This is a genomic window from Algoriphagus antarcticus, assembly GCF_002150685.1.
Classification (GTDB): Bacteria; Bacteroidota; Bacteroidia; order Cytophagales; family Cyclobacteriaceae; genus Algoriphagus; species Algoriphagus antarcticus.
Genome location: NZ_MSSW01000045.1, coordinates 86,244 through 111,085, shown reverse-complemented (window position 1 = coordinate 111,085; position 24,842 = coordinate 86,244). Strand labels below are relative to the sequence as shown.

At 39.9% G+C, this 24,842-nt stretch carries 23 protein-coding genes; 3 read left to right on the top strand and 20 right to left on the bottom strand.

Going from position 1 to position 24,842, the window contains the following annotated elements; translation table 11 throughout:
- Positions 1 to 167: 167 nt before the first annotated feature.
- From BVH04_RS15385 to BVH04_RS15355, 6 genes are all read right to left on the bottom strand, one after another.
- Entirely contained in the window at positions 168 to 2,342 is a 2,175-nt protein-coding gene (locus tag BVH04_RS15385) for a c-type cytochrome domain-containing protein (protein ID WP_086542356.1), read from the bottom strand.
- Positions 2,343 to 2,376: 34 nt separating this feature from the next.
- A complete protein-coding gene (locus tag BVH04_RS15380) occupies positions 2,377 to 3,831 on the bottom strand; it encodes a DUF1501 domain-containing protein (protein WP_086542355.1) in 1,455 nt (484 codons plus the stop codon).
- Position 3,832: 1 nt separating this feature from the next.
- Positions 3,833 to 6,151, bottom strand: coding sequence for a PSD1 and planctomycete cytochrome C domain-containing protein (locus BVH04_RS15375; RefSeq protein WP_086542354.1), 2,319 nt, complete (start codon positions 6,149 to 6,151; stop codon positions 3,833 to 3,835).
- Positions 6,152 to 6,915: 764 nt separating this feature from the next.
- Entirely contained in the window at positions 6,916 to 7,524 is a 609-nt protein-coding gene (locus BVH04_RS15365; protein WP_086542352.1) for an alpha-ketoglutarate-dependent dioxygenase AlkB family protein, read from the bottom strand.
- Between the two features lie 9 nt (positions 7,525 to 7,533).
- Positions 7,534 to 8,382, bottom strand: a complete 849-nt coding sequence (locus BVH04_RS15360) for a methylated-DNA--[protein]-cysteine S-methyltransferase (RefSeq protein WP_086542351.1) — start codon at positions 8,380 to 8,382, stop codon at positions 7,534 to 7,536.
- Positions 8,383 to 8,862: 480 nt separating this feature from the next.
- The gene (locus BVH04_RS15355) at positions 8,863 to 10,008 is read right to left on the bottom strand and encodes a cystathionine gamma-synthase (RefSeq protein WP_086542350.1); all 1,146 of its coding nucleotides are present in this window, start codon (positions 10,006 to 10,008) and stop codon (positions 8,863 to 8,865) included.
- A gap of 137 nt (positions 10,009 to 10,145) precedes the next feature.
- Here BVH04_RS15355 and BVH04_RS15350 point away from each other — a divergent pair, with 137 nt between their 5' ends.
- Complete coding sequence (locus tag BVH04_RS15350; RefSeq protein WP_169714446.1) at positions 10,146 to 10,826, top strand: VTT domain-containing protein; 681 nt, start codon at positions 10,146 to 10,148, stop codon at positions 10,824 to 10,826.
- A gap of 74 nt (positions 10,827 to 10,900) precedes the next feature.
- Here the strand turns inward: BVH04_RS15350 and BVH04_RS15345 are convergent, their stop codons facing one another.
- From BVH04_RS15345 to BVH04_RS15310, 7 genes are all read right to left on the bottom strand, one after another.
- Positions 10,901 to 11,248 (bottom strand): type II toxin-antitoxin system PemK/MazF family toxin, encoded by a 348-nt coding sequence (locus BVH04_RS15345; protein ID WP_086542348.1) that lies wholly within the window; start codon positions 11,246 to 11,248, stop codon positions 10,901 to 10,903.
- On the bottom strand, positions 11,238 to 11,468 hold the full coding sequence (locus BVH04_RS15340; protein ID WP_086542347.1) for a hypothetical protein: 231 nt from the start codon (positions 11,466 to 11,468) through the stop codon (positions 11,238 to 11,240). Before BVH04_RS15340 ends, BVH04_RS15345 begins: the two co-directional genes overlap by 11 nt.
- 383 nt (positions 11,469 to 11,851) lie before the next feature.
- Positions 11,852 to 11,995 (bottom strand): DUF2256 domain-containing protein, encoded by a 144-nt coding sequence (locus BVH04_RS15335; protein WP_086542346.1) that lies wholly within the window; start codon positions 11,993 to 11,995, stop codon positions 11,852 to 11,854.
- Positions 11,992 to 12,621 (bottom strand): flavin reductase family protein, encoded by a 630-nt coding sequence (locus tag BVH04_RS15330; RefSeq protein ID WP_086542345.1) that lies wholly within the window; start codon positions 12,619 to 12,621, stop codon positions 11,992 to 11,994. Before BVH04_RS15330 ends, BVH04_RS15335 begins: the two co-directional genes overlap by 4 nt.
- Before the next feature lie 38 nt (positions 12,622 to 12,659).
- A complete protein-coding gene (locus tag BVH04_RS15325; protein ID WP_086542344.1) occupies positions 12,660 to 13,763 on the bottom strand; it encodes an FAD-binding domain-containing protein in 1,104 nt (367 codons plus the stop codon).
- Positions 13,763 to 14,026, bottom strand: coding sequence for a TIGR03643 family protein (locus tag BVH04_RS15320; protein WP_086542343.1), 264 nt, complete (start codon positions 14,024 to 14,026; stop codon positions 13,763 to 13,765). Before BVH04_RS15320 ends, BVH04_RS15325 begins: the two co-directional genes overlap by 1 nt.
- Positions 14,027 to 14,503: 477 nt before the next feature.
- A complete protein-coding gene (locus BVH04_RS15310) occupies positions 14,504 to 14,749 on the bottom strand; it encodes a hypothetical protein (RefSeq protein ID WP_086542341.1) in 246 nt (81 codons plus the stop codon).
- Between the two features lie 312 nt (positions 14,750 to 15,061).
- Between BVH04_RS15310 and BVH04_RS15305 the strand changes: the two genes are divergently transcribed.
- A complete protein-coding gene (locus BVH04_RS15305; RefSeq protein ID WP_086542340.1) occupies positions 15,062 to 15,928 on the top strand; it encodes an alpha/beta hydrolase in 867 nt (288 codons plus the stop codon).
- 524 nt (positions 15,929 to 16,452) lie between these two features.
- Here BVH04_RS15305 and BVH04_RS15300 read toward each other — a convergent pair.
- Positions 16,453 to 16,830: a hypothetical protein gene (locus BVH04_RS15300; RefSeq protein WP_116116489.1), complete on the bottom strand. Its 378-nt coding sequence runs from the start codon at positions 16,828 to 16,830 to the stop codon at positions 16,453 to 16,455.
- A gap of 285 nt (positions 16,831 to 17,115) precedes the next feature.
- Complete coding sequence (locus BVH04_RS15295) at positions 17,116 to 18,213, bottom strand: hypothetical protein (protein WP_140160603.1); 1,098 nt, start codon at positions 18,211 to 18,213, stop codon at positions 17,116 to 17,118.
- 81 nt (positions 18,214 to 18,294) lie between these two features.
- On the opposite strand from BVH04_RS15295, the gene BVH04_RS15290 reads away from it, so the two are divergent.
- Positions 18,295 to 20,298, top strand: coding sequence for an NHL repeat-containing protein (locus BVH04_RS15290; RefSeq protein WP_086542337.1), 2,004 nt, complete (start codon positions 18,295 to 18,297; stop codon positions 20,296 to 20,298).
- A 434-nt stretch (positions 20,299 to 20,732) separates the two neighbouring features.
- Here BVH04_RS15290 and BVH04_RS15285 read toward each other — a convergent pair whose 3' ends face one another.
- From BVH04_RS15285 to BVH04_RS15265, 5 genes are all read right to left on the bottom strand, one after another.
- Complete coding sequence (locus BVH04_RS15285; protein ID WP_086542336.1) at positions 20,733 to 21,278, bottom strand: hypothetical protein; 546 nt, start codon at positions 21,276 to 21,278, stop codon at positions 20,733 to 20,735.
- Between the two features lie 225 nt (positions 21,279 to 21,503).
- The gene (locus BVH04_RS15280) at positions 21,504 to 22,223 is read right to left on the bottom strand and encodes a hypothetical protein (protein ID WP_086542335.1); all 720 of its coding nucleotides are present in this window, start codon (positions 22,221 to 22,223) and stop codon (positions 21,504 to 21,506) included.
- Positions 22,224 to 22,457: 234 nt separating this feature from the next.
- On the bottom strand, positions 22,458 to 22,838 hold the full coding sequence (locus BVH04_RS15275) for a hypothetical protein (protein WP_086542334.1): 381 nt from the start codon (positions 22,836 to 22,838) through the stop codon (positions 22,458 to 22,460).
- On the bottom strand, positions 22,835 to 23,275 hold the full coding sequence (locus tag BVH04_RS15270; protein ID WP_140160602.1) for a hypothetical protein: 441 nt from the start codon (positions 23,273 to 23,275) through the stop codon (positions 22,835 to 22,837). The genes BVH04_RS15275 and BVH04_RS15270 overlap by 4 nt, the downstream gene beginning before the upstream one ends.
- 209 nt (positions 23,276 to 23,484) lie before the next feature.
- Positions 23,485 to 24,630: an AbiJ-related protein gene (locus BVH04_RS15265; RefSeq protein ID WP_086542332.1), complete on the bottom strand. Its 1,146-nt coding sequence runs from the start codon at positions 24,628 to 24,630 to the stop codon at positions 23,485 to 23,487.
- Positions 24,631 to 24,842 lie beyond the last annotated feature (212 nt).

The window sequence follows — 24,842 nt, the reverse complement described above, 5'->3', positions numbered from 1 at the left end:
TCACTCCGAATCAGTTTTAATACTTCAGGGTTATTTCAAGACCCAATTGCGCATTGGCTAATATGATTGTACTGAATAATGCCAGAAGCATCCCTAGTGAGAAAAATCTTCCAATTTCAGTTGTGACTTTGACCAAAAAAAAATGTCTCATAAAAACAGTTAGCGCCTCAATTCACAAACAACTCATCTACCAATAAAAGGCCGCCAGCTCCCTTTCGACCACTCCAGTCTCCTATTTTTTCCACAGGCTTGGACACTACCTTAATATACTTTGCCGTGATTGTTTTAAACTCACAGGTAACGAGTTCTATGTAGGGTTCGCCTTCCTTAGTGGGTTGTTTGGGTCTCATCTTACCAATCAGCTTTAAGGAATTTGGATCATCGCCACCCCAGATTTCAATGGATTCAGGAGGAGAAATAACATTGCTTGGTTCCACCAATACGCGCATGCTTACAGAACTGACTTCCACTTTTTCATCATATTCCAAAAGCAATTCCATAGGATTACCACGAAAACCTGCCCAATTGTTCGCCCATGCCGGGCTGTTTGCATTGAAAGTTCCCTGCTCTGTATCAAAGAAAGTTTTGGATCCATTCGCAGGGTGAACCCTACTCAATTTGCTCAAAAGCATCACGGTATCTGGAAGGTTTCTGTTTTGATAGACATTAAAAGTAGCTACCTCACTGTTGCCCCAACCTTCCTTGTATGCCCTTGCTTTTACCAGTTTTCCTTCGCTCAGGACCGTTTCACCGAAAACAAACTTGGTTGAATTTTCTCTGTCCGGTTCAGAGCCATCCAGGGTAAAACGGATTTCAACATCTCGGATAGGGTGACCGATTTCCAAGGTAAGGGTATCCTTGAAAATATTGGAGACATTGGAAAGTCGGGGTAAGTTCAATTGCAAAATATCCTCATCCAGGTCTTCTCTTCCGGATACCCAATTGATGTTTTTAAACTCATCTCTGAGTGTTTCCAATTCAGGCTTCGACACGGGAGTATCCCAAATAGTTACCGTTTGCAAATTTTCGAAATCCTTAGCCGCCACCTTTAAGGAAACAAAATCCACCTTGGTTCCCGAAACAGAAAGCTGTCGAAGATTTTTAAGCTTTGCCAAATCAGCAAGCCCATTTCCTGTAATTTCTGTAAAGTTCAGATTTAGCCGAATAAGATTTTCAAAGCGCAAAATGGACCGCATATCCTGATCTGTAACAGGCATTTTATTCAAGTTTAGCGCTACCACTTGCTCACTCACTTTCACAAGTTCTTCGATGGAGGCCGGAGTATAGTTTGCCGCGCTGAAAAGCACCACGTCCAACGCAGGTGAATCCTTGGCAAAAGGAATAACTGCCCGATAAGAGGTGTTAAGTTCTTGGATCGTTTTGGGATCTGCAGCAGAGAAATCAAACGACGGTTCAGAAGATTGTGAATTAAAAAATCCCATTGCAATTACCCGCAATTCATCCGACTCAGGAAGTGACACGAGCATTGTCTCTGGTTCTAGATTAGATTTAATCCACTTTACCAAAAGAGCTTTTTCTTCTTCCGTCAACTGGGGTTTTCCGGATGGAGGCATGTGATCATCATCGTCCTCGGGTAAATGGATTCGGGTCAACAGTGAACTTTCTTCAGGTTTTCCTCCAACAAACACTACCCCATTTTCTCCCCCTTTTAGCAAGGTTTTTATACTTGTCATGATCAACTCTCCTTTTGCTTTAGAGGAATTGTGACAGGAATTGCACTTATTTTCCAAAACCGGCAGTATCAAATGATCAAAAACCTGTGCTTCTTCAAATGGCACCATCTTTACTTCGTTCGCGAGAACTGGCTCAAGTATAAAGTTTTCGCCATGCGTGAGAGTAGCTCCAAAATGTCCTGCCAGAATAATTGAAAGTGTGGTTATTCCTATTCCTACTTTGGCCACTTTTTCCCGGTACCACTGATAATCTCGAAAGGCATAAATCAAGGAAGCTAAGAAAACCATTCCTGCGCCGGACCATTTATGCCAATTCAACATTTGACCGGAATACCCTTCCTCCTGAGACAAAAACAGTCCCATGATGGCAGCGATCAATCCTGTCAGGATAGAAAATAGCAGGAGAGATCTGGAAAAATTCTGAAAGAAAGGTTGGGACTGGAATTCTGGCCTAAAGCGGAAAAACTCAAGCAAAAGTGCCAGCAACATCAATGCAATGGGAAAATGCAGCATAATAGGATGCATCCGCCCTATAGGCTGCATCCAAAGGGGAATATGGATATATGACTCAAACAGCAGGAAAAAAAGCAGCAGGATACTGCCTCCAAATAAAATTCTCTCTGCAATGCCTATGAGCTTGCTCTTCATAAATGGGCTAGTGTTAATAGACGGGTGAATTTTTCTACGCAATCAAATCTTTGACCACATGACCGGAAACATCTGTTAATCTGAATCTTCGGCCTAGGTGTTTATAGATCAGTTTTTCATGGTCTAGCCCCATCAAGTGCAGCACGGTAGCCTGAAAATCATGGACATGTACAGGATCTTTGGCCACATTGTATCCCAATTCGTCTGTTTCGCCATAAATCAGTCCAGGCTTTACTCCTCCTCCTGCCATCCAAATACTAAAGCATCGGGGATGATGATCACGTCCGTAATCGGCAGGATCCAATTTTCCCTGGCTGTAATTAGTCCTTCCAAATTCTCCTCCCCAGATTACCAAGGTCTCATCAAGAAGACCACGTTGTTTCAAATCGGTCACCAATGCAGCTGATGCCTGATCTGTATCCTTGGCTTGATGGGTAATTTCATAAGGCAAGTTGCCATGCTGATCCCATCCTTGGTGATAAAGTTGGACAAAGCGGACCCCGCTTTCAGAGAGTTTTCTGGCCAAAAGGCAATTTGCCGCATAAGTCCCAGGAACCAGGCAGTCAGGCCCGTACAATTTGATCACAGAGTCAGGTTCTTTGTTAAGGTCCATGATTTCCGGTACTGTCGTCTGCATTCGGTAAGCCATCTCATATTGTTGGATTTTGGCGTTGATCTCGGGGTCACCTAATTTTTCATGGGAAATATGATTCAGCTCAGAAATATTATCCAACATCACCCTTCTTTCCTCCCTGCTCAATCCCTTGGGATCTTTAAGATAAAGTACTGGATCTTCCCCACTGCTGAATTGTACTCCCTGATGGACAGAATCCAAAAAGCCATTAGTCCAAAGCTTAGAATATACTCCCTGACCGTTACCTATTCCTCGGGAAAGCAATACGGTAAAAGCTGGCAAATTTTGGTTTTCGCTTCCCAATCCATAACTCAACCATGATCCCATACTAGGTCTATTGCCCTGCTGAGCACCCGTCTGGAAAAAGGTAAGCGCCGGGTCATGGTTTATAGCCTCTGTATGCATAGAACGCACGATGCATAGATCATCGGCAATTTTTGCAGTGTATGGCAAAAGGTCACTGATCCATGCTCCGGATTGGCCATACTGCTTGAAATCAACAAAGGATCCAACTAGGGGAAATGAAGACTGATTGGCCGTCATCCCAGTCAATCTTTGACCTCCCCGAACAGAATCAGGAAGCTCCTGCCCAAACATTTCCTTCAGCTTAGGTTTGTAATCAAATGTCTCAATCTGTGAAGGAGCTCCATTTTGGAAGAGGTAAATCACTCGTTTGGCTTTGGGAGCAAAGTCCCGCAATCCAGGAATCATATCGGCATCCATACTGCCAGTGCCTTTAAATAAGTCAGGCATCAATAAGGAACCGAGCGCGACACTCCCCACTCCCATGCTCAGGTGTGATAAAAACCTTCTTCTATTAATGTTTAATCGGTGTTCCAAAATATCTTTTTCCATATCAGGTTTTAGAAATGGTTTCTTCTAGATTATATAAAGTGGTAATCACCTGCATGAGAGAGGCAACCTGGATAGCGTCCAAGCCCTCAGGAGCTGGATATTCTCCCACTGCCAGCAGTTCTATTGCATCTGTCTCTTTCAGGAGCTGCAATCTTCCATCATAGTAATTTTTGAGAATAGCGACTTCCTGCTCGGTAGGTTTTCGACAAACTATGAGTCGGAAAGCCTTTCGGATGTTTGTTTCAGAATTGCTGGATTCTTGAAGTAATTTTCCTGCCAAAACCCGACTTGCTTCCAGAACAGTAGGATCATTGAGCATCACCAAAGCCTGAAGAGGAGTATTCGTAATCGGTCTTTGCACCTCGCATTGATCCCGATTGCTGCCATCGAAAATGGTCATGGCAGGAGGAGGAACAGTCCGCTTGATGAAATTGTACAATCCACGACGGTACAAGTTTTCATGGTGATCCTGTTTGTATGTCGATAAGATTCCCCTTCCTGAGGTTGCACCTTCCCAAAGTCCGTCCGGCTGATAAGGTTTTACACTTGGCCCGCCTATTTCCCGGTTGAGCAAGCCACTGCTCGCCAGGATTACGTCACGGACAAATTCTGCTTTAATGCGATGACGGGGAGCCCGGCCAAGCAATATATTGTCGGGATCTTTTTCTAGCTGTGTTTTGGTGATAACAGCAGACTGACGATACGTCGCCGATGTAACGATGTATTTGATCAGTCGCTTCATATCCCAGTTGTTTTCCATCAAGTCCACAGACAACCAATCCAAAAGTTCCGGATGAGTGGGCAAAGCCCCTTGCATCCCAAAATCCCCAGGAGTAGTAACAATTCCACTACCAAAGATTTCCTGCCAAATCTGATTTACAAAAACTCTGGAAGTAAGAGGATTATCCCTACTAAACATCCAATCAGCCAATCCGAGTCGGTTTTTCTCATACTTTGGACCAAAAGAAAGAATTGCTTCAGGGGTTTTGACAGTCACTGTATCCCTTGGCTGGTCATAAGCCCCACGTTCCAGCACATAAGTGGGCCGAAGGGAATCCAGGTCTCCCATCACGGAAACAATCAGGTCAAGGGTATCTTTTTTATTGATAAAAGTCAGAATAGAATCCACCTCAGCATTGCTTATTTGCATCAGGGGACGTTTTGCATAAGTTTCAGGACCTCCTACAGAAGATTCAATCCCTCTTTCTTTGATGTTATTAAAGAAGGAATAAAATGAATAGTATTCTTTTTGAGAAATGGGATCGTACTTGTGATCGTGGCAACCTGCACACTCCATGGTGATCCCCAAAAGAGATTTGCTTACTGTATTGGTTCGGTCAGTTACGTACATTACCCGATATTCCTCATCCACAACACCTCCTTCTTCGGTGATTTTATGGTTTCGATTAAATCCGGTTGCCAGGATTTGTTCCTTAGTCGCTTGTGGTATTAGATCTCCTGCCAACTGCCAGGTAATAAACTTGTCATAGGGCATATTTTCATTGAAGGCATGGATCACCCAGTCTCTCCAAGGCCATTGGCTCCGGTAGCTGTCATCCTGAAATCCGTGAGAATCAGCAAAACGAGCGATATCCATCCAATAGACGGCCATCTTTTCTCCATAAGCAGGACTTGCAAGCAGTCGATCCACTAGTTTTTCATAGGCATCGGCAGAATTATCAGCCAGGAATGCATCCATCATTTCTAGTGTAGGAGGCAGACCCGTAAGATCTAAACTCGCCCTTTTCAGCAGAGCTTCCTTATCGGATTTCTCATTAGGCTTCATTCCGGACTCCTCCAGTTTGGCTAAAATGAAATAATCAACTTCGTTTATGGGCCAGGATATTTGCTCTATTTTGGGAAGTCCGGATGATTTGGGAGGCACGAAGGCCCAATGCGGCTCATATTCAGCCCCCTGTCGAATCCATTTTTCAATCAGTTTGATTTCCCGATCGGTTAGTTTCAAGTTGGATTCAGATGGCGGCATCATAATAGCGGGATCATCGGAAGTGATTCGATGGTAAAGCACCGATTCTTCGACATTGCCTGCGACTAATGCAAATTTACCTTTGGACTCTTTTAATGCTGAATAAGCACCTTCTTCTGTGTCAAGCCTTAGGTCTGCTTCCCTTTTATTCGCATCCGGACCATGACAAGCATAGCAGTTGTCAGAAAGAATCGGGCGAATATGAAAATTATAGCTGACCTGATCTGGAATTTTAAGATTTTCAGTGCCAGACCCTACTTCTTTTTCGCAAGAAGGAAAGAAGAATAACGCCAAAACAAGCACTACTCCCAGTAGATATAATCGGCTGTGCATAAATAAATTATCCTAAATAAGCAGATGACAAGTGAAGCGATTTTTTTGAAAACACTTCATAATATATAGGTTAAAAATTGATCAAGTATCCTACTCTGTCCTTTTCGTAAAAATTTCATTTAAGAAAATCCTCAATCCTACTAGTCGCCAAATTTTATTTTGCTTAAATCCCAAAATGGTTTGAAAAACTCACCATCCGAGCTCACCTAAATACCCTTTTAATCAAATCCCACTGTTAAAATTTCACACCTTTGTCATCGGGATCTTTCAAGCTCTGGTAAACGGCTGCTGTTCGCATAAGTACTATAGAAACAGCTAGCAACCTTTTAAGCTGACCTCAATTTCTTAATCTTTTAGAATCAACATTGAATATTCGGGTGGCAGAGTAAATCCAATGGGAAGCAGAGAGTTAGGTTGATTTGAAAGAAATGGAGAAATGGTTATTTTGACTTAGTCGTGAAAGATTGAATAAGCTTCTATCAAATACTGGATGGTGTAAAGTAAATCCATCGAAGAAAGACAGGATACGGAAGTCTTCAAATTTGAAAATGGCGAGTATTGAAGGCTTGAAAACTGAGTCAAGGACTAGCTGAAAATAAATACTTGTCTGTGCCATAGACACAAACTATGAGTAAATAATATTATTAAAAAATTCATTGGGCGTGCCGAAGTTACGCTCCTAGGCCTTTATTTCAGAATTTCGAGCAGTCTGAAGACAGATTTATTTTAGATCAGACTGAAGTCTTGAACCAGATAAGTCAAATTCACCTTACAATCGTCCTAAAAGTCAAATTAACCCTTGGCTTCGAAACGAGCTTTGTGGGTGGAAGTCGATGAACCCAGTGTGTTTGGGTAGTTCCTTTCATCACCAGCAAACTTCCATTTTCCAAAACCTGTGAAACTGTCTCCTTAGACACTTTATGCCTGAAGGCAAACTTACGCTCAGCACCAAAGCTGACTGAAGCAATGGCACCATTCTTTTTCATATCCGTCTCTGCGTCGCTGTGCCAGCCCATCCCCTCAGATCCATTGTGATACAGATTAAGCAAACAGGAATTAAAAGTCTCCCCTGTTTTCTCTTCTACTAGTACTTTGAGAGATAGCAATTCTTTTGTCCAAGGCAAGGCTGTTTTAGTGGTATTGGAATAGGTATACTCAAAAGCATTCTCTGCATACCAAGCTACTTTTCGCTTGGTTTCTATTCGTTTCCCAAAAATAATCGCCACATCATTCGTCCACTGAATCTCATTCAATAAATAATCTAGGTAAGTCAAAGCTTGGGGAATGGGCATAATTTTGCCAAAGTAATTCACTGTACCGTCTTTGGGTAAAAGGTTTTCCTTCTCGACAGAGTCCTGATTAAATAAATCCATTTCTTTGTTTTAGCCTTCTCCATTTAGCTGGGCAGCTTCCCAACCGATAATAGCTGATTTCCTGGTATTCCCCCACATGTAGCCTCCAATAGTTCCGCTTGACTGAATCACTCGATGGCAGGGAATCAAGAAAGCAACGGGATTACTTCCGATGGCAGTTCCAATAGCTCGTGAAGCTTTTGGTTTCTCTATCTCTGTTGCAATGCTACCATAGGTTGTCAGGTTACCCATTGGGATCCTCAATAATGCTTCCCAAACTTTCAATTGAAAAGCGGTGCCATGGAGATGCAACTTTATCTGATTGAGTTTGTTCCAATCATGCTGAAAAATAAACAAAGCTTCCTGCTGGATTTCATCTACCAATTGATAGTAAGAAGCATTTGGAAAGCGAGCTTTCATCGTCGCTTCTCCTTCGGATTGATTTGAGAAAAAAGCAAGGTGGCAAATGCCCTTTGGTGTAGAGGCCACGATGATTTCTCCAAAGGGACTGTCAGCAAAGCTGTAATTGATCAGGAGGTTTTCCCCTCCATTCTTAAACTCTCCCGGAGTCATTCCCTCTATTTTCACAAACAAATCATGAAGTCTTCCCGTCCCTGAAAGTCCTATTTCCTGAGCTGCTTCAAAAAGAGTTGCCTCCCTACCTTGCAAAAGCTGCTTGGCATATTCCACGCTGAGGTATTGCATAAACTTCTTGGGACTCACTCCTGCCCAATCACTAAACATGCGCTGGAAATGAAAAGGACTCAGATGAACCTGCTCGGCTATTTCCTCTAAGGATGGCTGCCTTTTGAAATTGGCCTGTATATAGGCAATCGCTTCGGCTATTCGCTGGTAATTTATGGGTTGGCTTTGGCTCATGTTCTGACTGCTAGGTTATCCAAAAGTAAATGGATTCAAAGAATACCAAAACCCGAATCTTGCGGAGATTGGGAAATTTAGGGATGAAAAATACGGATCGTGCCTTTGGCACTCTATAAATATATCAAACATACATATAACCCAGAATTGCATTCTGGGCTTTTACAGGCCTTGCCGTTGGCAAGGTTTCGAATATTAATAATTACCCAATAAGGAAAATCGGTGGCATCTATGATTCCAGAACAAACGAAATTCACATGCTAACATGGCTGTTATTGCCTTGACCTTTTGCCAACGGCAAAACTCATAGCAGCCCCGAATACATCGCAGCGAAATTCGGGGTATCAAAGCCAAATGGAAATTACCAGAGTGCCAACGGCACGATCGGCAATAGACCTATTCTTGCGACCTCCGCAAAAAACTCCGCGCTGCCCGCGGTTAAAAATTCACGAACTGCTAAAATATATTAATGCTGAAATCTTAAATCTTTCCCAATGCACTTGCCAGATCATTCTTCAGATCTTCGGCATCCTCCACTCCCACACTCAATCGGATCAGGGAATCCACCAATCCTACTTTCTCACGCTCTACCTTTGGGATACTCGCATGAGTCATAGAAGCCGGATGTCCGCAAAGTGATTCAACGCCGCCAAGAGATTCAGCAAGAGAAAACAAATGAAAGTTTTCCATTACTTTTCGAGCATCTGATTCCTTATTTCCTACCAAAGTAAAAGAGATCATTCCTCCATAATCTCGCATCTGCTTCCTCGCAATTTCATGATTTGGGTGATCCTCAAAGCCCGGCCAATAGACCTTTTCTACTTTTGGGTGGTTTCTCAGATATGCCGCGATGGTTTTGCCATTTTGAGAATGACGCTCCATACGGAGATGAAGAGTTTTGATTCCTCTCAAAACCAAGAAACAATCCTGAGGGCCTGGTATCGCACCAGAGGCATTTTGGATAAATTTCAGTTTTTCTGCGAGCTCATCTTCATTTACCACTAATGCTCCCATCACCACGTCGGAGTGACCACCAAGGTATTTGGTCACCGAATGCATCACGATATCAGCTCCAAGATCGAGCGGGTTTTGCAGGTAAGGAGAGGCAAACGTATTGTCCACAGCAAGTATGATTTTGTTTCCACTACTTAGCTTTGCCACCGCTGCGATATCGATGATATTCATCATCGGATTAGTAGGCGTTTCCACCCAGATCATTTTGGTTTTGTCTGTAATATGGTCAGTGATTCCCCCAGCATCTGACATGGAGACGAACTTGAATTTGATCCCATATCGTTCGTACACTTTGGTGAACAGACGGTAAGTTCCGCCATACAAGTCATTGGTGCTGATGATCTCATCACCTGGATTGAAAAGCTTGACCACCGCATCGATGGCTCCAAGACCAGAGGAAAAACAAATGCCATGCTTTCCATTTTCCAGCGCCGCCAAGTTATTTTGCAAAGCAGTACGGGTGGGATTGTGGGTGCGCGAATACTCGTAACCCTTATGGTCACCAGGTGACGTTTGCACGTAGGTGCTCGTCTGGTAAATCGGAGTCATAATTGCCCCTGTGGCTGGATCCGGTTCTATTCCGGCATGTATGGCTTTTGTTCCAAATTTCATTCGTAATTAGTTTAGATTTTTTTTGGCGTTTGAGAAAAAAACCTTTTGACATTTTCGGGGTGATTTTAGGCCATGCATGTTAAACTTGCAGACTTTCCCAGTGAAAAGCTATAGATGATAAATCAAATATGACAAAAATGGGCAGCATATTCAAAACAATCCGTAGCTACTTCGCCACTCATCCTGCCGGGATTTTTGCATGGCTTTGGGTTGTCGCAATGCCTATTCTGGGAAGTGTCATTTTTGCTGCTAATTATGATTTTCTGGAAGCTTATCCTCTCCACACACCCTTGGACTACCTTGCTTATTTAGTGATTGGAGCTCTGCTGATGGGCTTGGCACTACTTCCCACCACATTGATTGCCATAGCTTCAGGTTTTTACTATGGATGGGTTTCTTTGCCATTTTTGATTTTGGGTTATTCGCTGGCTTCTGTGTTGGGTTATTCTTTGGGAAAAATCACCAATATGGCTTTCACTGAACTACTGTTTAAGAAAAACCCAGGCTTTCGAAAGGCAGTAGAATCCAGAAAGGAAAAAGAAGGTTCGCTGGTATTCTTCGTAAGAATCTCCCCTGTTGTTCCTTTTGCCATTTCCAATTTTCTCTTTGCATCCATGAATATCAAGCTGTGGAAAGTACTGGCCTATGGTATTCCAGGTATGCTTACCCGCACGGTTATCGCCTTTTCAGCCGGTGTACTAGCGAGTTCTTTCCTTGCTGCCAAAGAATCTCTGAACAGTCCCTCGCAATGGACTATTGGAGCAGCTATGCTAATAATCGGTGTGGGAGGGATTTATAATTACTTGAGGAAAAAATGATTACTTGTCAATTGAGAATGTTCAATTCTCAATGGTCATTAAATTTTGCTAAGGCTGGAAATATCATTTTGGTTTTATTCCAAGTCAAGTATAATCTTTAAATTTTCTTTTACTTGCTCAATTAAATCCGATGGAAGATTTCCAATTTTTTTGATTAATCGCTTATTATCTATCGCCCTAATTTGGTCAATTAGTACATCACAGTCCTGATGAAGGGTTGCCATTCCACTTTTTAAGTGAACTCTCAAAATATCCACACCTTCGATAATATTTGTAGTGATTGGGCAAATCAGCGTTGAAGGATGAGGTATATTGTTCAACAAGTTTGTCTGTATTATCAAGATAGGTCTCGTTTTTCCAGGCTCTGTTCCGATTTGAGGATTTAAATCAGCGATCCACAACTCATACTGCTTAATCTGCATAGTCAATTGCTTCAAATTCTTTGAGAACGCTCATTGATTCATTTTTCACCATCTCAGATTCCTTTTTAAGCTTTTTCTCCAGAAGTTTACGTCTTTGAAATCGATTATAAAATTCAAGCGCTTCATTGATGTACCTATTTCGAGGCTTCTTGAGGTGAGCAAGAATTTTTTCAGTTTCTCCAAAAATGGAGTCGTCAATCTTTAGAGATACAGTTTTCATATTTTAAATATATATACTATAAAAGTATATACCAAAATGATGTTAAAAAAGAAAGAAGGATAAGGCTTGACGAATGCAAAACACAAAATCAGAGCTAATTTAGTGATTATAGGAGTTCGTGAAATGTACATTGAAACCAAACGAATAGTACCACAAGCCAAATAAAATCTTTAGACACCTCAACAAGCTCTGCATCCGGAGATATTTAATCTAGATGAGGGATCTGTCGAGGCCATTTGGGTAAATATTACCTAATTACCTACTGGCAAAGATGCTTATAATCATAATTTACAGTTACTGGCAGAAAAGAAAAAATAGCTTTGAACAAAGTTCAATCATCAATAATCAAGGAATAATAGCTGTTTTGAGACGTTACCTTTTGTTTAGCCAAGTGAATTACTCTTATTTCTTCGACACTTCTCACTACAGTACTTCACCTCTTCCCAGTTCTTTTCCCATTTTTTGCGCCAGGTAAATGGCCTTTTGCAAACCAAGCAAACCTTGGTGGGTAAGTCAGCCTTTTTCATTCGAAATCGGGAATTTCATCCTCTCGTACATAAGGAAAGGAATCCAGTTTATTTAAACTATAATAGGTGTTCAACCCCGAAATCCCAACGCCTGAATAGCCCTCCAAATTCAATTGCCCCAAGTCATTGATCGTATGATCGGGAATGACAATCATTTCCACCGAACCGATTACAAAAATGCATCCATTAGGCAAGGGAACGCTATCCATATGCTTCATCCCGATTTTGACTGCGCTGTCCCTTACAAATGGCGCATGAAATTCTCCGATATACTCTTTTTCCAGTTTCATCCGATCAAATTCAGATTCTCCCCTTTCCAATTTGGCTGAGGTATAATGCGCCTTTTTGATGAATGATTCTGACACATGGTTGATCGTGTAAAACCCCGTTTCCAAAATATTGGAATAGGTATCGCGTGGGATCTCTGACTGTGGACGCATGATAAAAGCGAGTTGAGCTGGACTAGAACCCAAATGTACCACGGATGAAAAAATGGCAACATTCTCCTTCTCGTTTAAGGATTTGGTACCTATCAGATTTGCTGGCTTGACTCCTGAAATCGAGTTGATCAGATTCAGTTTATACTTTTGCTCCAGACTTTCAATTTCCTCTTTTTGTAATTGCATTTGTTATTTATTGATGCTGTTTCTTTTGAGAATCCCCCTTATTCCGACTTAAAATCTATCTCCTTTTTACATTTTTTCCAGAAGGCAAAAAATGAAGGATAATAACCTTCCACGCTGCTCATCCACTCTCTTGACTCTTCTTGCCCTTGGTAATGGCTGTTCGTGGGATGCTCCTTGAAAATAAGATTTTTAGAATTGATTTGTTCTGCCAATTCTGAAAATTCACCTACAAAGATTTTTGTTCCTTCTATGTTTTTAGATAGATCGAGAGCGAAATCAAGACACTTTTGACTCACTGGATTCTCTTTAAAAAAGGACGGTTCCATCAAGAATACCCGTTGCACATCTTGCCCCTGATGCCAGTAGGGATCGATGTTGTAATAATTATAGATGAGTGTGGTTTTATGCTTCTCAAGAATTGGAACTTCCCGACTTGGTAGGATTGTCTCCAGTTCGAAAGGAATTGTTTCGAGCAGTTGACTTGGAACTTCCAGATTCTCAAATACCTCGTATTCCACATCCAAAAAGGTGTTTTGCTGGGTTCCTCTAAAATACTTATTGATGTTCCATTGATTGGCGTAGTATTTCTTGCTGGAAAAAGCCCCTGCTACCCACTGCCAACTTAAATGATTGCTCGCCAAATCTCCATCCAAGAGATGGAAATACAGCCACTTTGCTGGTTGAAGCCAATGAGAATTGGCAACATTGCAGCAAATCGAAGCAACATACATACGCATGTGATTATGCATATAGCCCGTCTCATATAGTTGTTTGATCGCCTGATCTACCTCTTCGATTCCAGTTTCAGCATTGACTATTGCTTCAGGAACTTGGTGATTTGATATGGGGCTTTGCTCTTGTTTTAAATCTTGCTTGATCCCCTCTCCTTTCGCTCTCCATACCTGCTGCCAATAGTCCCTCCAGGCTAATTCCTGAATGAGTTTTTCGGCTTGATACCACTTCAAATCCAGCGTTTTGATGTACTCAAATACTTGCTTGGTGGAAATCACTCCGCGTGAGATATAGGGGCTCAAACGAGTCACCGCTCCGTCTTTATGATTTCTGCTCGCAGCATAATTCACAGGATCAATGGATTGAATCCTCTTTTCTATAGATTCTAAATCCGTTGGAAAATGATTCATTAGCTGAATTTATTCAAAGAAATACTTCGTTGTCTGGTGCATTTGAAGCGCTCAATATCAGGATTTCTCTTTTTTAGATGCTTCTGACTCACTCCGCTATTCACGCGCTTTCGCCACATTTTGAAAGAACTTTCTTTGAGTTCCCTTCGCATCAGCTTGATCACGTCAGATTCACTGATACCAAACTGGATTTCTATTGCTTCGAATGGCGTTCTATCTTCCCAAGCCATTTCTATAATTCGATCTGTTTCTCGCTCAGTCATTAGTAGTGTTCTAATTGTTAACCTCATTTTCCGAAGAAAATAGGGCTTCATTATTTACTACGTTTAAAGCAAGCAGCCGTCAGAAATGTTTTGACAAAAGGAGATTTTCTTAACTAGCATCTTGATCCCAGCACTAGTATGTATTAGTGCCAAAAGAAACTTCCGATTGTAATAAAAGTGCATAGCGCCAGAGCCAAAAGACTCACAATTGTTAATAAGCGCTTTTCATTATTCAAGATGAATTTTACCCCAATGACTAAAAAAACCAGCTGGGCGAGCAGAAATGGAATTGTCAGTAGTTCCACAAAAACTCCAATAATAGCAAAGTTTATTTGAAAGTAGTTCACCAGCCAAAGTAGTATGAAATAGCCAAGAATTAAAAAATTGATACTTGTCAAGGTCTTGTCATTTATTCCTCCATTCATTAACTAGGCTTGTTTAAATTTATAGCTTGGCGGTATGCAAACTATCTAATATCTAGAGCTTTCTCTCTTTGAAGACTTTCTCCAGAGCTGTGTACTTAATCTTATTTCTTGCAGCGATAGGCAAGTAAACTAAAGGCAGAAAAGTAAGCAACCCAAACCCATTTTTAACCGAACTGTAAATCGCAATCCCAATCAGTACACCGAAGATAACAGCATCATAGATTCTAGCAGTCTTACTTTGCTTCACTTGAGCTCGCAACTCTTCGTCTGTCAATACTGCAAATTGATCTTGGTTCATTCATTTGATTTTTAGATTTAACAATACCCATATTACAAATTTCAATTGATAGAAAGCTAGGGTCAAGCGCTAAAAATGCCTTGGTAAAGCATTTTAGCGAGAGGCCAGGATACAGGGCTGGAAATCTACACCTAAAAACCTCAACGCCTAGACTGCGCTCAGTGGGGGAATTGACCGTCGGAAAATCTGCACGACCGCAAAAAAAGTAACCATTTTTATATATTCATCTTTATGGTAGATTAATGCATTGATAAATTTTTTGTCCAAAAAATCAAACAGCTACTCAACTCAAACCCAAATTCCCAAACCGATATGAAAAAATACACACTTGCTTTATCCCTCTGTTTATTGTTTTCACTAGTTGCTTTTGCACAAGACAGTAAGGTTTTTGACCAAATGACCTTGCAGAGCAAAATCCTCAATATGGAGCGCAAATATGCGATCTATTTACCACCCGGATACGAGACCTCGCAGCGTGCCTACCCTGTCTTGTATCTCCTTCATGGAGCCGGAGATGATCAGACAGGTTGGGTGCAGTTTGGAGAAGTCCAATATATCGCTGACAAAGCCATCTTAGAAGGAAAATCCACCGCTATGATCATCGTCATGCCGGATGCCAATACCAGTAAGCGGGGTTACTTCAATGATGTCTACAATGAATGGAGGTATGAAGATTTCTTTTTTGAGGAACTGATGCCTGAGGTAGAAAAAAAGTACCGAATCAAATCTGAGAAAAAGTATAGAGCAATAGCTGGCTTGTCCATGGGAGGCGGTGGTACATTTTTCTATGCCATGCACCGCCCTGACTTGTTTTCTTCCGCTTGCCCTTTAAGTGCAGCGTTGAGGAGTAGCACTTTTGAAGAATTCAAACAAGGACTTCCAACCAATAAAACCGAAGTGAAAAATACTGATTCCCTCCAAGGCTATTATGACCGGCATTCCGCACTAAGGCAAATCGAATTAAATGACTTGGCAGCGATGAAATCTGTAAAATGGTATTTTGATTGTGGCGATGATGATTTCCTTTACGAGGGAAATAGCATGGTACATATCGCAATGAAGAAAAAAGATATCCCCCATGAGTTCAGAATAAGGGATGGCGCTCATAATTGGACCTATTGGAGAACATCCCTTCCCGAAGTATTATCATTTGTATCAGATACCTTTCGTCAGAAATAGGCATTAGGTAGATTTAGAACTGTCCTTGTAGGAGTAGGAGTAATTCGTGTGGTTTTAGTCCGTGGGTGTAATCAATAGCTTGCTGGTAGGCTCAGAGGAGAGATTTCTCTCTCAAATGTACTTAATGTTCAACCCATTCAGGGTTGGGAATACAGATAATCCATTTTCCTTTTTTCCATGGGTTGCACCCATGGCTATTGATGGTTTGATCCTTTCAGGATCGTCTATATGAATAATAGTTGATTAGCTAATATAAGCAGTTAACCAATGACCACGAAGTGGTCAAACTATCAATAGCCCCGTATGAAATGCGGGGGTATATCAGTGCATAGAGTACAGGACAACTCTGGAAGAGTTGAACTTGTAGAAATTTTTCTTCCGAGCTTGACTTGGTAATCCCGATAGGTATCCAGATGTAACTTCGCCCTCTCCTTAATATCAATTTCAAATTGATAAGGATATGAAGGTGTAATTACAAATTACACCTAGCGCAACGCCTAGTCTACGCTCAATGGGGGCAGTAGCTAAAACAGAACAAACTCAACAATCCTCGCACTGTCGCCGGGAAGCCCCCTGTGTCCGTAGATATGTGACCAACCGTAATAAATTCCTTTATTGCGAAGCTCATTGCACAAAAAATCATGGTTTTTCCAGTTTTCACTCGTAATTATGGTGGAATGAATTCGATCGGTTGCGTCCCAGGTGAATTTATGGAAACGCACGCCATTAAAGCCAAAGCGCAGTAGGAAATCAGCCCACCTGGTTGATTCTTCGGGTTTCATAAATGGAAGGTGACCGGCAAGATTTGTTCCCCAAAATTTTACAGGAGTACCATCTTCAAAAATAAGTTGGTCGCCTTTCATTACCACAAAGCCATGCTTACCTGCAGGTTTATCGACCAATTGTCAAGGGCAATTTCAGAACTTCAACTTTCCCGCGTTGACCGAAATTCAAACCAATTTGTATCGTCTTGAGCAAACAAAAACACTGGAGACATTACTGAAAACAAGAAACTAAAAAGGCAGATTATATATTTCATAATGGATTTATGAAGCTTTATATATAATTTTTTCATATCGATTGTTGAAAAGATAAGAAAAAAAGTTAGCATGACTCAATATTGCAAAATCAGCTTGTTTAGGATTTGGAACTTCCCGGAAATTATGTTCAATTATTGTTACCCATTTTTAATGCGCGAATGCTTTTTTATCAATTAAAACCGGGAAGGTTGCTTTTTTAGCTTCTTTTGGATCAAAAGCTGTAATGTAAAGAACTTTACCCTTACGTGTATCATACAACTTCGCACCTGTAAACAATCCGGGTGACCAGGCATGAATAAATGTCCCATCAAAATAGCCATCGGAAGTGTTGCCAAAATTATGCGCATCCTTTTTATTTGTTGCATCGTACCATGGCATATATTGCAGCTGGTGAACAAAATAATTCATCAATTCATTATCTGGCAATAGTGCCCATTCTCCACTATTTCTTTCATTCCTGTCTTTATCTCCACATTGATCTGGCCTGGGTAAAACTTCCCATTCATTTTGACAATCGGTATCACGCCACCAAGTCAACTCAGGACCAAAATTAATAACCCGAAAGTGCTGAGCGACGAGTTCGCTCGCCCACTTGTAATGACCATTGTATTGAGAAATTGCCGTATAATAAACGATGCATTTTTCGGAAATTCCCTTATCAAGAATCCAAGCGGAAGCTAGCGTAGCAGCCTGACCGCCGATATTTACAATTACCGGTTGATTGGGGTTCTTAGCATACTGCTCATTAATAATGCTAACATATAGTTTTGCGCCCTCCGACAACTTGTTCTCGCCTTCTTTCTCTGAATTTGCTTCTGTTCCAATGGTCACTTTGGGAATCCGCGTTTTAGAAATTCCAGATCTTAATGCTCTACCGTACATCTCATAAAACTCTTTCTTCCATTCCGGATTATAAAAGCCCCAGCCATCTGTCAATACCGGCGTACAGATATAACCTTTTAGATTCATTTTCCCTAAGGAAGCCATTAGAAAGGCCCATTCATCATCCAGAACATCATCCACGATATCATTATCGTATATTACCGGATTTTTAACGGAATTTCCTTCTTTAACCGTCACGCCTTGTATATAAAGGCCTTTTGGATATCCCGGGCGGTCAAATCCCCAATCACCGATTTGTGGTGATGGTTTTTTTACCCAATCGGCTGTTTCGGGGTTCCATTGGGCATATAATTGAAACTTGAAAAGAACTAAAATTAATAATAATATAAGGTTTTTTTTCATTCCGCAAGCTTTAAGAACATTACAAGAATTCGAATCTATGAATACGATCTCGAAAAACATAAAATTGTTCTTAATTTGTAAATGAAGAATAAATTATACCTTATTGTTTTGGTTTGCCTGATAGGGGTAGAAGCTTTGTTTGCCCAATCAACAGTGCCGGGGAAAGTAACCACCTCATGGATTGGAAATACCTGGGGTGGCGATATCGGCGAAAGACATGCCATGAACTGGATCAATACATTCGCAGTAGATAAAGATGGAACGGTTTTTTGCAGTTCTTATTGGGAGGAAGGCGGGAAGGAATTTGGTATCTATAAGGACGGAAAAGATCTTGGAAGACTGGAAAATGGACATGGATCTGCAGATGGCGGTGCAATTGCGGTAAACGGAAATGCTGTTTGGGTTTCAGTTCATCAAAAAGCAATTCGAAAATATTCAAAATTAACAAAGGCACCAACTGGTTTGGAGTTTACAGTGGGACGGCAAGTTAACGGACTTGCTGCACAAGGTGAAAAGTTGTTTGTAGCCACTGATGGTAAAGACGAAATTGGCGTTTATGATACCGAAGGCAAATTGCATTCTAGTTTTAGCGCCCATCATCCGGGAAAATTAGCCGCCGATAAACGGGGAAACGTCTGGATGATAGAATGGCCATTCTCCAATAAGCTATATTGCTATAATCCTTCCGGTGCGAAAATCAAAGAAATAAATTTAGGTCAAAATGTAAAAGCTGCTGCTATCGGGTATTCAGAAGCGAAGGATTTGCTGGTTATTGCTAATTATGACATAAACAGTCAGCAAGTGTTTGTTTATGGAAATCTGGCGACAAATCCTGTTAGGAAAAGAACGCTCGGAGTAAAAGGGGGAATTTATTCAGGAACGCCGGGTCTCATTAAGCCTTTAAAGCTTAATCATCCATATAATGTTGGCATGGATGATCAGGGCATCATATATGTAGACGGATTTGGATTGTATCCGGATTACCATGCGGACGGTATGAACCGTTCTGATGGTTTTGGCTCACACCTAAAGGCATTTGATCAGTCGGATAAACTGAAATGGGAAATCATTTGCACCAGTTTTGTAGATATGGCCGCAATTGATCCCAGATCTGACGGCTCTACTGCCTACTCTAAACACGAACGTTTTGATCTTGATCTTTCCAAAACAGTAGCCGGAACGGAATGGACATACAAAGCATTTACAGTGGATAAGAAAAACTATCCCGAGGATTTGCGATGGAACAACAAAGGGCATCAAAGTACGGTCTGGATAAGATACATCAACGATAAAAAGATGCTTTATGTAGGCGATATGTATTGTACCGGTCTACGGATTTATCGATTTGAGGGAGAGATCGCTGTTCCGGCGGGATGGGTTGGCAGAGACAAGATCTGGATAGATAAAAACGGAAATGGGAAAGAGGAAAAGGAGGAGACAGAAAGCCACACCCATCATCCGCCCGATAGCTGGGCACTGTGGCCTGATGAAAACGGAAATATTTGGTCTGCAAAACAAGAAGGCCCTATTTACTTTTGGAAACTGAATGGTCTAAATCAATATGGAAATCCACATTACAAGCTGTCTGATGTACAAACTTTTGCCAGACCGGAAGAGTTTAGATCAGTTCAGCGGGTTAGATATGATAATAAAAATGACCGGATGTATATTGGCGGGTGGAAGAAAGGAACAAAATATGCAGACGAATGGTGGGGAATAATCGGAGATCAGATTATAGCCTACGATGGATGGCTTAAAGGTAACAAGAATAAAAAGTATGCGCTGGATTTGAAGTACGATATTAATTCAAAAATCCCGTTGGGCGAAGTCAGTTTTGCCTATGCAGGAGACTATTTATTTGTTGTAGGTTCCCGCACCCGTGCCCGAACATTAGTATACAATAACCTTGATGGCAGTTTCAAAGGCGAAATCTTGCCAGGTGAAGAAATTGGGGGAGTGGATAAAACAGGATGGATAGATGTAAGAGATGGCGTTGACGCCTACTTACGTAGTACCGGCGAGTACCTGATCCTCGTCGAAGAAGATTATATGGGAAAGGTAATCATGTATAGATGGAAGCCTTAAACTTGATTTACTAATCAAAAAATATTACTACATGAAAGAGCCTTTGTTGATTATTCCTGAAATTTTTCGCTTAAGTAAAATCTCAGCTCGTTTTAAAGTATTAGTCTTCCTTTTTTTTACGTTTACCTGCATAAATCATGCTGAAGCATCCGATATAGGTCCCCCCAGCATGGTGGAAAAATCACACCTAAACCCACCTCTATTCTACGCTCAGCGGGGGAAAATCACTCCTAGCTTAACGCTTCTACATTCAGAGAGGACTAGCTTTAGTTGAACTCGTCAGAAATCATCTGACCTTTCTATACATTAATTCAAATCAAGCACTTTCCATAACAATCGAATTAAAAATTCTACTTGATAGAAAGGTGTAATTATATCCGGCCATTGTACAGATTACACCTAACTCAACGAAAATTCTACGCTCAGCAGGTTTTCTAAAGATGCTTTTTCATGATATGTTCTTGGATTTGCTCATCAGATGGATTTACGATAAAATGTTTAGCCATACCAATATTTTGCTCAATGAGCTTGTCATGTATGCCTCGGTGTCTTTCCTTAATTAATAAATATATTCTTATGTATTGGCGAGAAATTAAAATAACATCTTTTGTTTTGATATCACTAATAAGATACCTATGGATAATAATGTTCCTTTTGTTATGTAGAAGATTAAGTTTTTTTTCGATTGCTTTTGTAATAATTCTATTCTCTGTTGCTCTCCTATAAATTATTCTTTCAGATAAAAATTTCTTTTGTCTTTTGGATTGAAACAAAAGTATAGGATCCACAACTCCTTTTCTTGTATCTAACTGTTGTTGCATTACTAATGAAAGGCGTAGAAGTCCATCAATTAAAGTCGCAGACAAGCAAACTTGCTCAGTAAATGATGTATTAGACTCTATCGCATTAGCTAATAAATTATGTGCTGCTCCAAAACCACTTAAAAAATTTGAAATCAAGAAATGTCTAGACTTTGCCATATTATTTTAAAATTTAAACGAATTACTACAAACATTTTGGCGTTGAGCGAAGAAGCAGTTTTAAACCATTTTTTCAATTGATAATTGGATGATATAGAAAGGTGTAGATACAATCTACACCTAGCGACCTCAACGCTTAAACTACGCTCAGCGGGGGCACCCCAACGCTTTACTACGCTCAGAGGAGGTGACCACAACCCCTTGACTACGCTCAGCGGGGACGTTTTACCAATCAAAAGGTCTCTCGTATCGAATATTCCTCTCAATAATTTTTTTTTCTATATCAATTAACACATATTGAAATATATCAACAAGTTTATAAAAATAATCTATTTCTATTGTTGTAAACTTAGTTTCATGTACAACAGTGTTTCGCCTATCTTGTAGGTTTTGAAGAAACATTATAATATCTGCTGAAAATTTAAGACCAACTAATTTATCAATTCTTTTTAAGCTCTTGTCAATTCTCCCAGTTACAATATATTTACAAGCCCTATTACAAATTGATTTCATTACATCCTTTGTAAATTCAGTTTTCAACAATATATCCAAATCAAATGATTTATTAATTTGAAATTCCAAATTGATTTGTTGAGTTCTTTTTAGAAGATTGCTATTATTATATAAAAAAAGATAAACACTCTCTTCCAGAATCTGTTCGAGAATGGAATATTGAAAAACTATCAAATTATTTAAATATTTGGTCCGAATATTTTCAAATTCTGTATGTAATTCCGAGGAGAATAACTGGCTTGTTTGATCATTTGCAGACATTATATCACCGCTTTCCAAATCAAATGATTTCACAGATTCATTTTTCTTTAAATGTAGATTAATAGATTCCTTATCTCCTAGGTATGATAATAAGTCATTTAGTCCATAAATTGAAGTAAAAATCTTTCCCCACCACAATCCAAAATCAAAATATTCAGTATCATTTGTCATAATATTAACTTAGATTTAAAGTGCCTAATTCATCTTTCCTTTCGTAATGGTTCGTAACGTTTCTTGAATTGGTGATTTGTCAGAGAAATAACAACTATCCTTCAATTTTGCATTTAATATCATTTGTAAGTCTGAAAGTAATGTAACCATTGAAACTGTGATCCTCCAAATGTTTCAATTGAAAATTTGATGGCATAGAAAGGTGTAATTACAAACTACACCGAGACTAAGTTTTTATTCTTGACTTATTACTTCAATTACGTTTCCGTTAAAATCAACTTTTGCTGAAACTGTATTAATTACTTTCCCTCCAAAAGCGTTTGTACCTCTGAATTTTGTTATAACGAAAATATTATCTCCGTCATCTCTAAATCTTGTTTCAATATGTTCATAGCTATCAGGGTCATTCATACTTTTCTTGATTAAATTAGTCAAACCTGTATGTGAACCATCCCAAGAGCTAAATTGACTTTCTACCTTGATTTGTCTTTCTGTCTTAGGTGTTCCGTCTGCATTCGTTTTACTTTCTTCGTCATCACTTCCAAATGCAATAAAAATAAAGAAGCAAACAGTTAAAATTGAGAAGAAATGCTTCACTAGACTTTTTGTTTTCATACGTTTTTAATTTTTATGGATTTTAATTTTGTTAAAAATTTGAATGGCAGAATTGTTGCTATGATAAGAAGTATTAAATCTATTTTGTCAAATGTGCCGGGAATTAACCCTGTTAGCTGTCCTACTTCTGAAAATATACCGATCATAGGCGCAAAAAAAATCCAAAAAACAGATTCTCTATTTATCTTATTTTCCCAAATTATTAATGTAATATAGGTGAAAGAAAATAACCACAATGCATCTGGGAGGCTAAATTTTATCCAATTGGGAATTGTTAAATTTTGTAATTGATAGTTTGAACGTAATAGTCCAATTTTGTCAGAAAGGCCTATTTCATTAAACCAACCAAACATAACAAGAGAGTCAGTTCTGTATGTAAGATAAATCAGTCCGCCTAATATAACTGGTATAATTCCTATGACTATTCGTTTAATCACTCGTTGTGTCGTTTTTTTTTAATCACAGCTATCGTTTTGGCGCTTAGCGAAGAAGCGGATTTCGAAGCACTAAACTGTCTGCCAGCACTGAACTTGATACGAAGCACAAAACCTCATTTAACCACTGAACCGCCAATTTTTTGTAGGTGCTGTTAGCGGTTCGTGCTTTTCTGTCCACGAAGTAGTGTCGGTCAATGTTTACTGTCATTTTACTCAGGGTTAAAAAAATAGTCCGCAGTTAATGATGTTGCCTCCCAAGGTATTTGTTCGTTCTTTGATTTAGTCATAACGTCTTTTCTAACATTTTGAAACATTGACATTACGGTTACTTTTTTACTCCCGATGTGTTCTAATAGAGAATGAGTATAAAGTCCATTAACACCGTCACCGTCTGAAGCTGTCTTGCCAGGAGAAGTTGAATAAGCGATTAAAGAACCACTCGGTGCACTCATAGTCGTCAAACCTCTTAAACTTATTCCACGTCCCCAACTTCTTTCAAATGGATTGTCACGGCAAGCATCAAGTATCACAATGTTTACTTGAGATTTGCTGTCCTCCATATATCCTAAAACACGACCTGCCTCTACGCAGTCATATTCAACCATTCGTTCAGTTTTCAAATTTGCATCAACGGGAATGAGATAATTCAGTCCTTTAACTTGAACTCCGTGTCCTGCGAAATAAAACAAGCCAATGTCATAACCCTTTAATTTGTCGCCAAAGTCATCAATTATTTTTTTGAGGTCTTTTTGATTTGGATTTAGAATTTTCAAAACGTCAAATCCTAAACTTTGAAGTTTTTTCTCAACTGAATTTGCATCGTTAAGTGGGTTTGCCAAAACGCCAGCAAAGTTGTAGTCAGAACAACCAATAACTAATGCAAGTTTTGTTACATTATGAGATTTGGCAGGAACAGCGACTGCTACTTGTATTTCCCTCGCTTCAAATTTAGGTCTACCCGCAATGTCACCTGCTTGATAAAGTTCGTAACTATTCTTTGACAGATTGTTGTTGTAAATTTCAAGAAGCGTTACAACTTGGTCTTGGTTGTCACGGACTGTCGGATGAATGGTTAAGCATAAAAATTCAAGAAATAATTTATCTTGGATATGCAGAAAATTAAACCTGCTGTCTGTAAAAACCCATTCGTCAGGCCAGTCATTATTTGCTACTGTGTGTTTCCAAATATCTTCGTCAGCCGTCTTGTAACGGTGGTCAGTTGATGCTAATTTTGAAAGGTCAAATAGTCGCCCTAAAAAATTTACTTGCTCCAGGTTACCATACCAAGAAATTCTCGTTACAATAAATCCGTCAAGAATATTTCGTCTGGTTGATAGTTCTATCTTGTTGTCCATTTTAATATTTGTCCTTTAAAAGCTCCAATGTTTTTTGGTTAGCACTGTCGTCATAGCATAACCGCTAACTCATTTATTGCTTAACCCTTCCTACCTCTACTTACCCAAATCAGTTAAGAATATATACCTTTATTAATCTCTATTTTTCAATATCACACCAGATTATTTCACTCCTTCGTCGTTCGCATTCGATAGCTATCAGATGACGACAA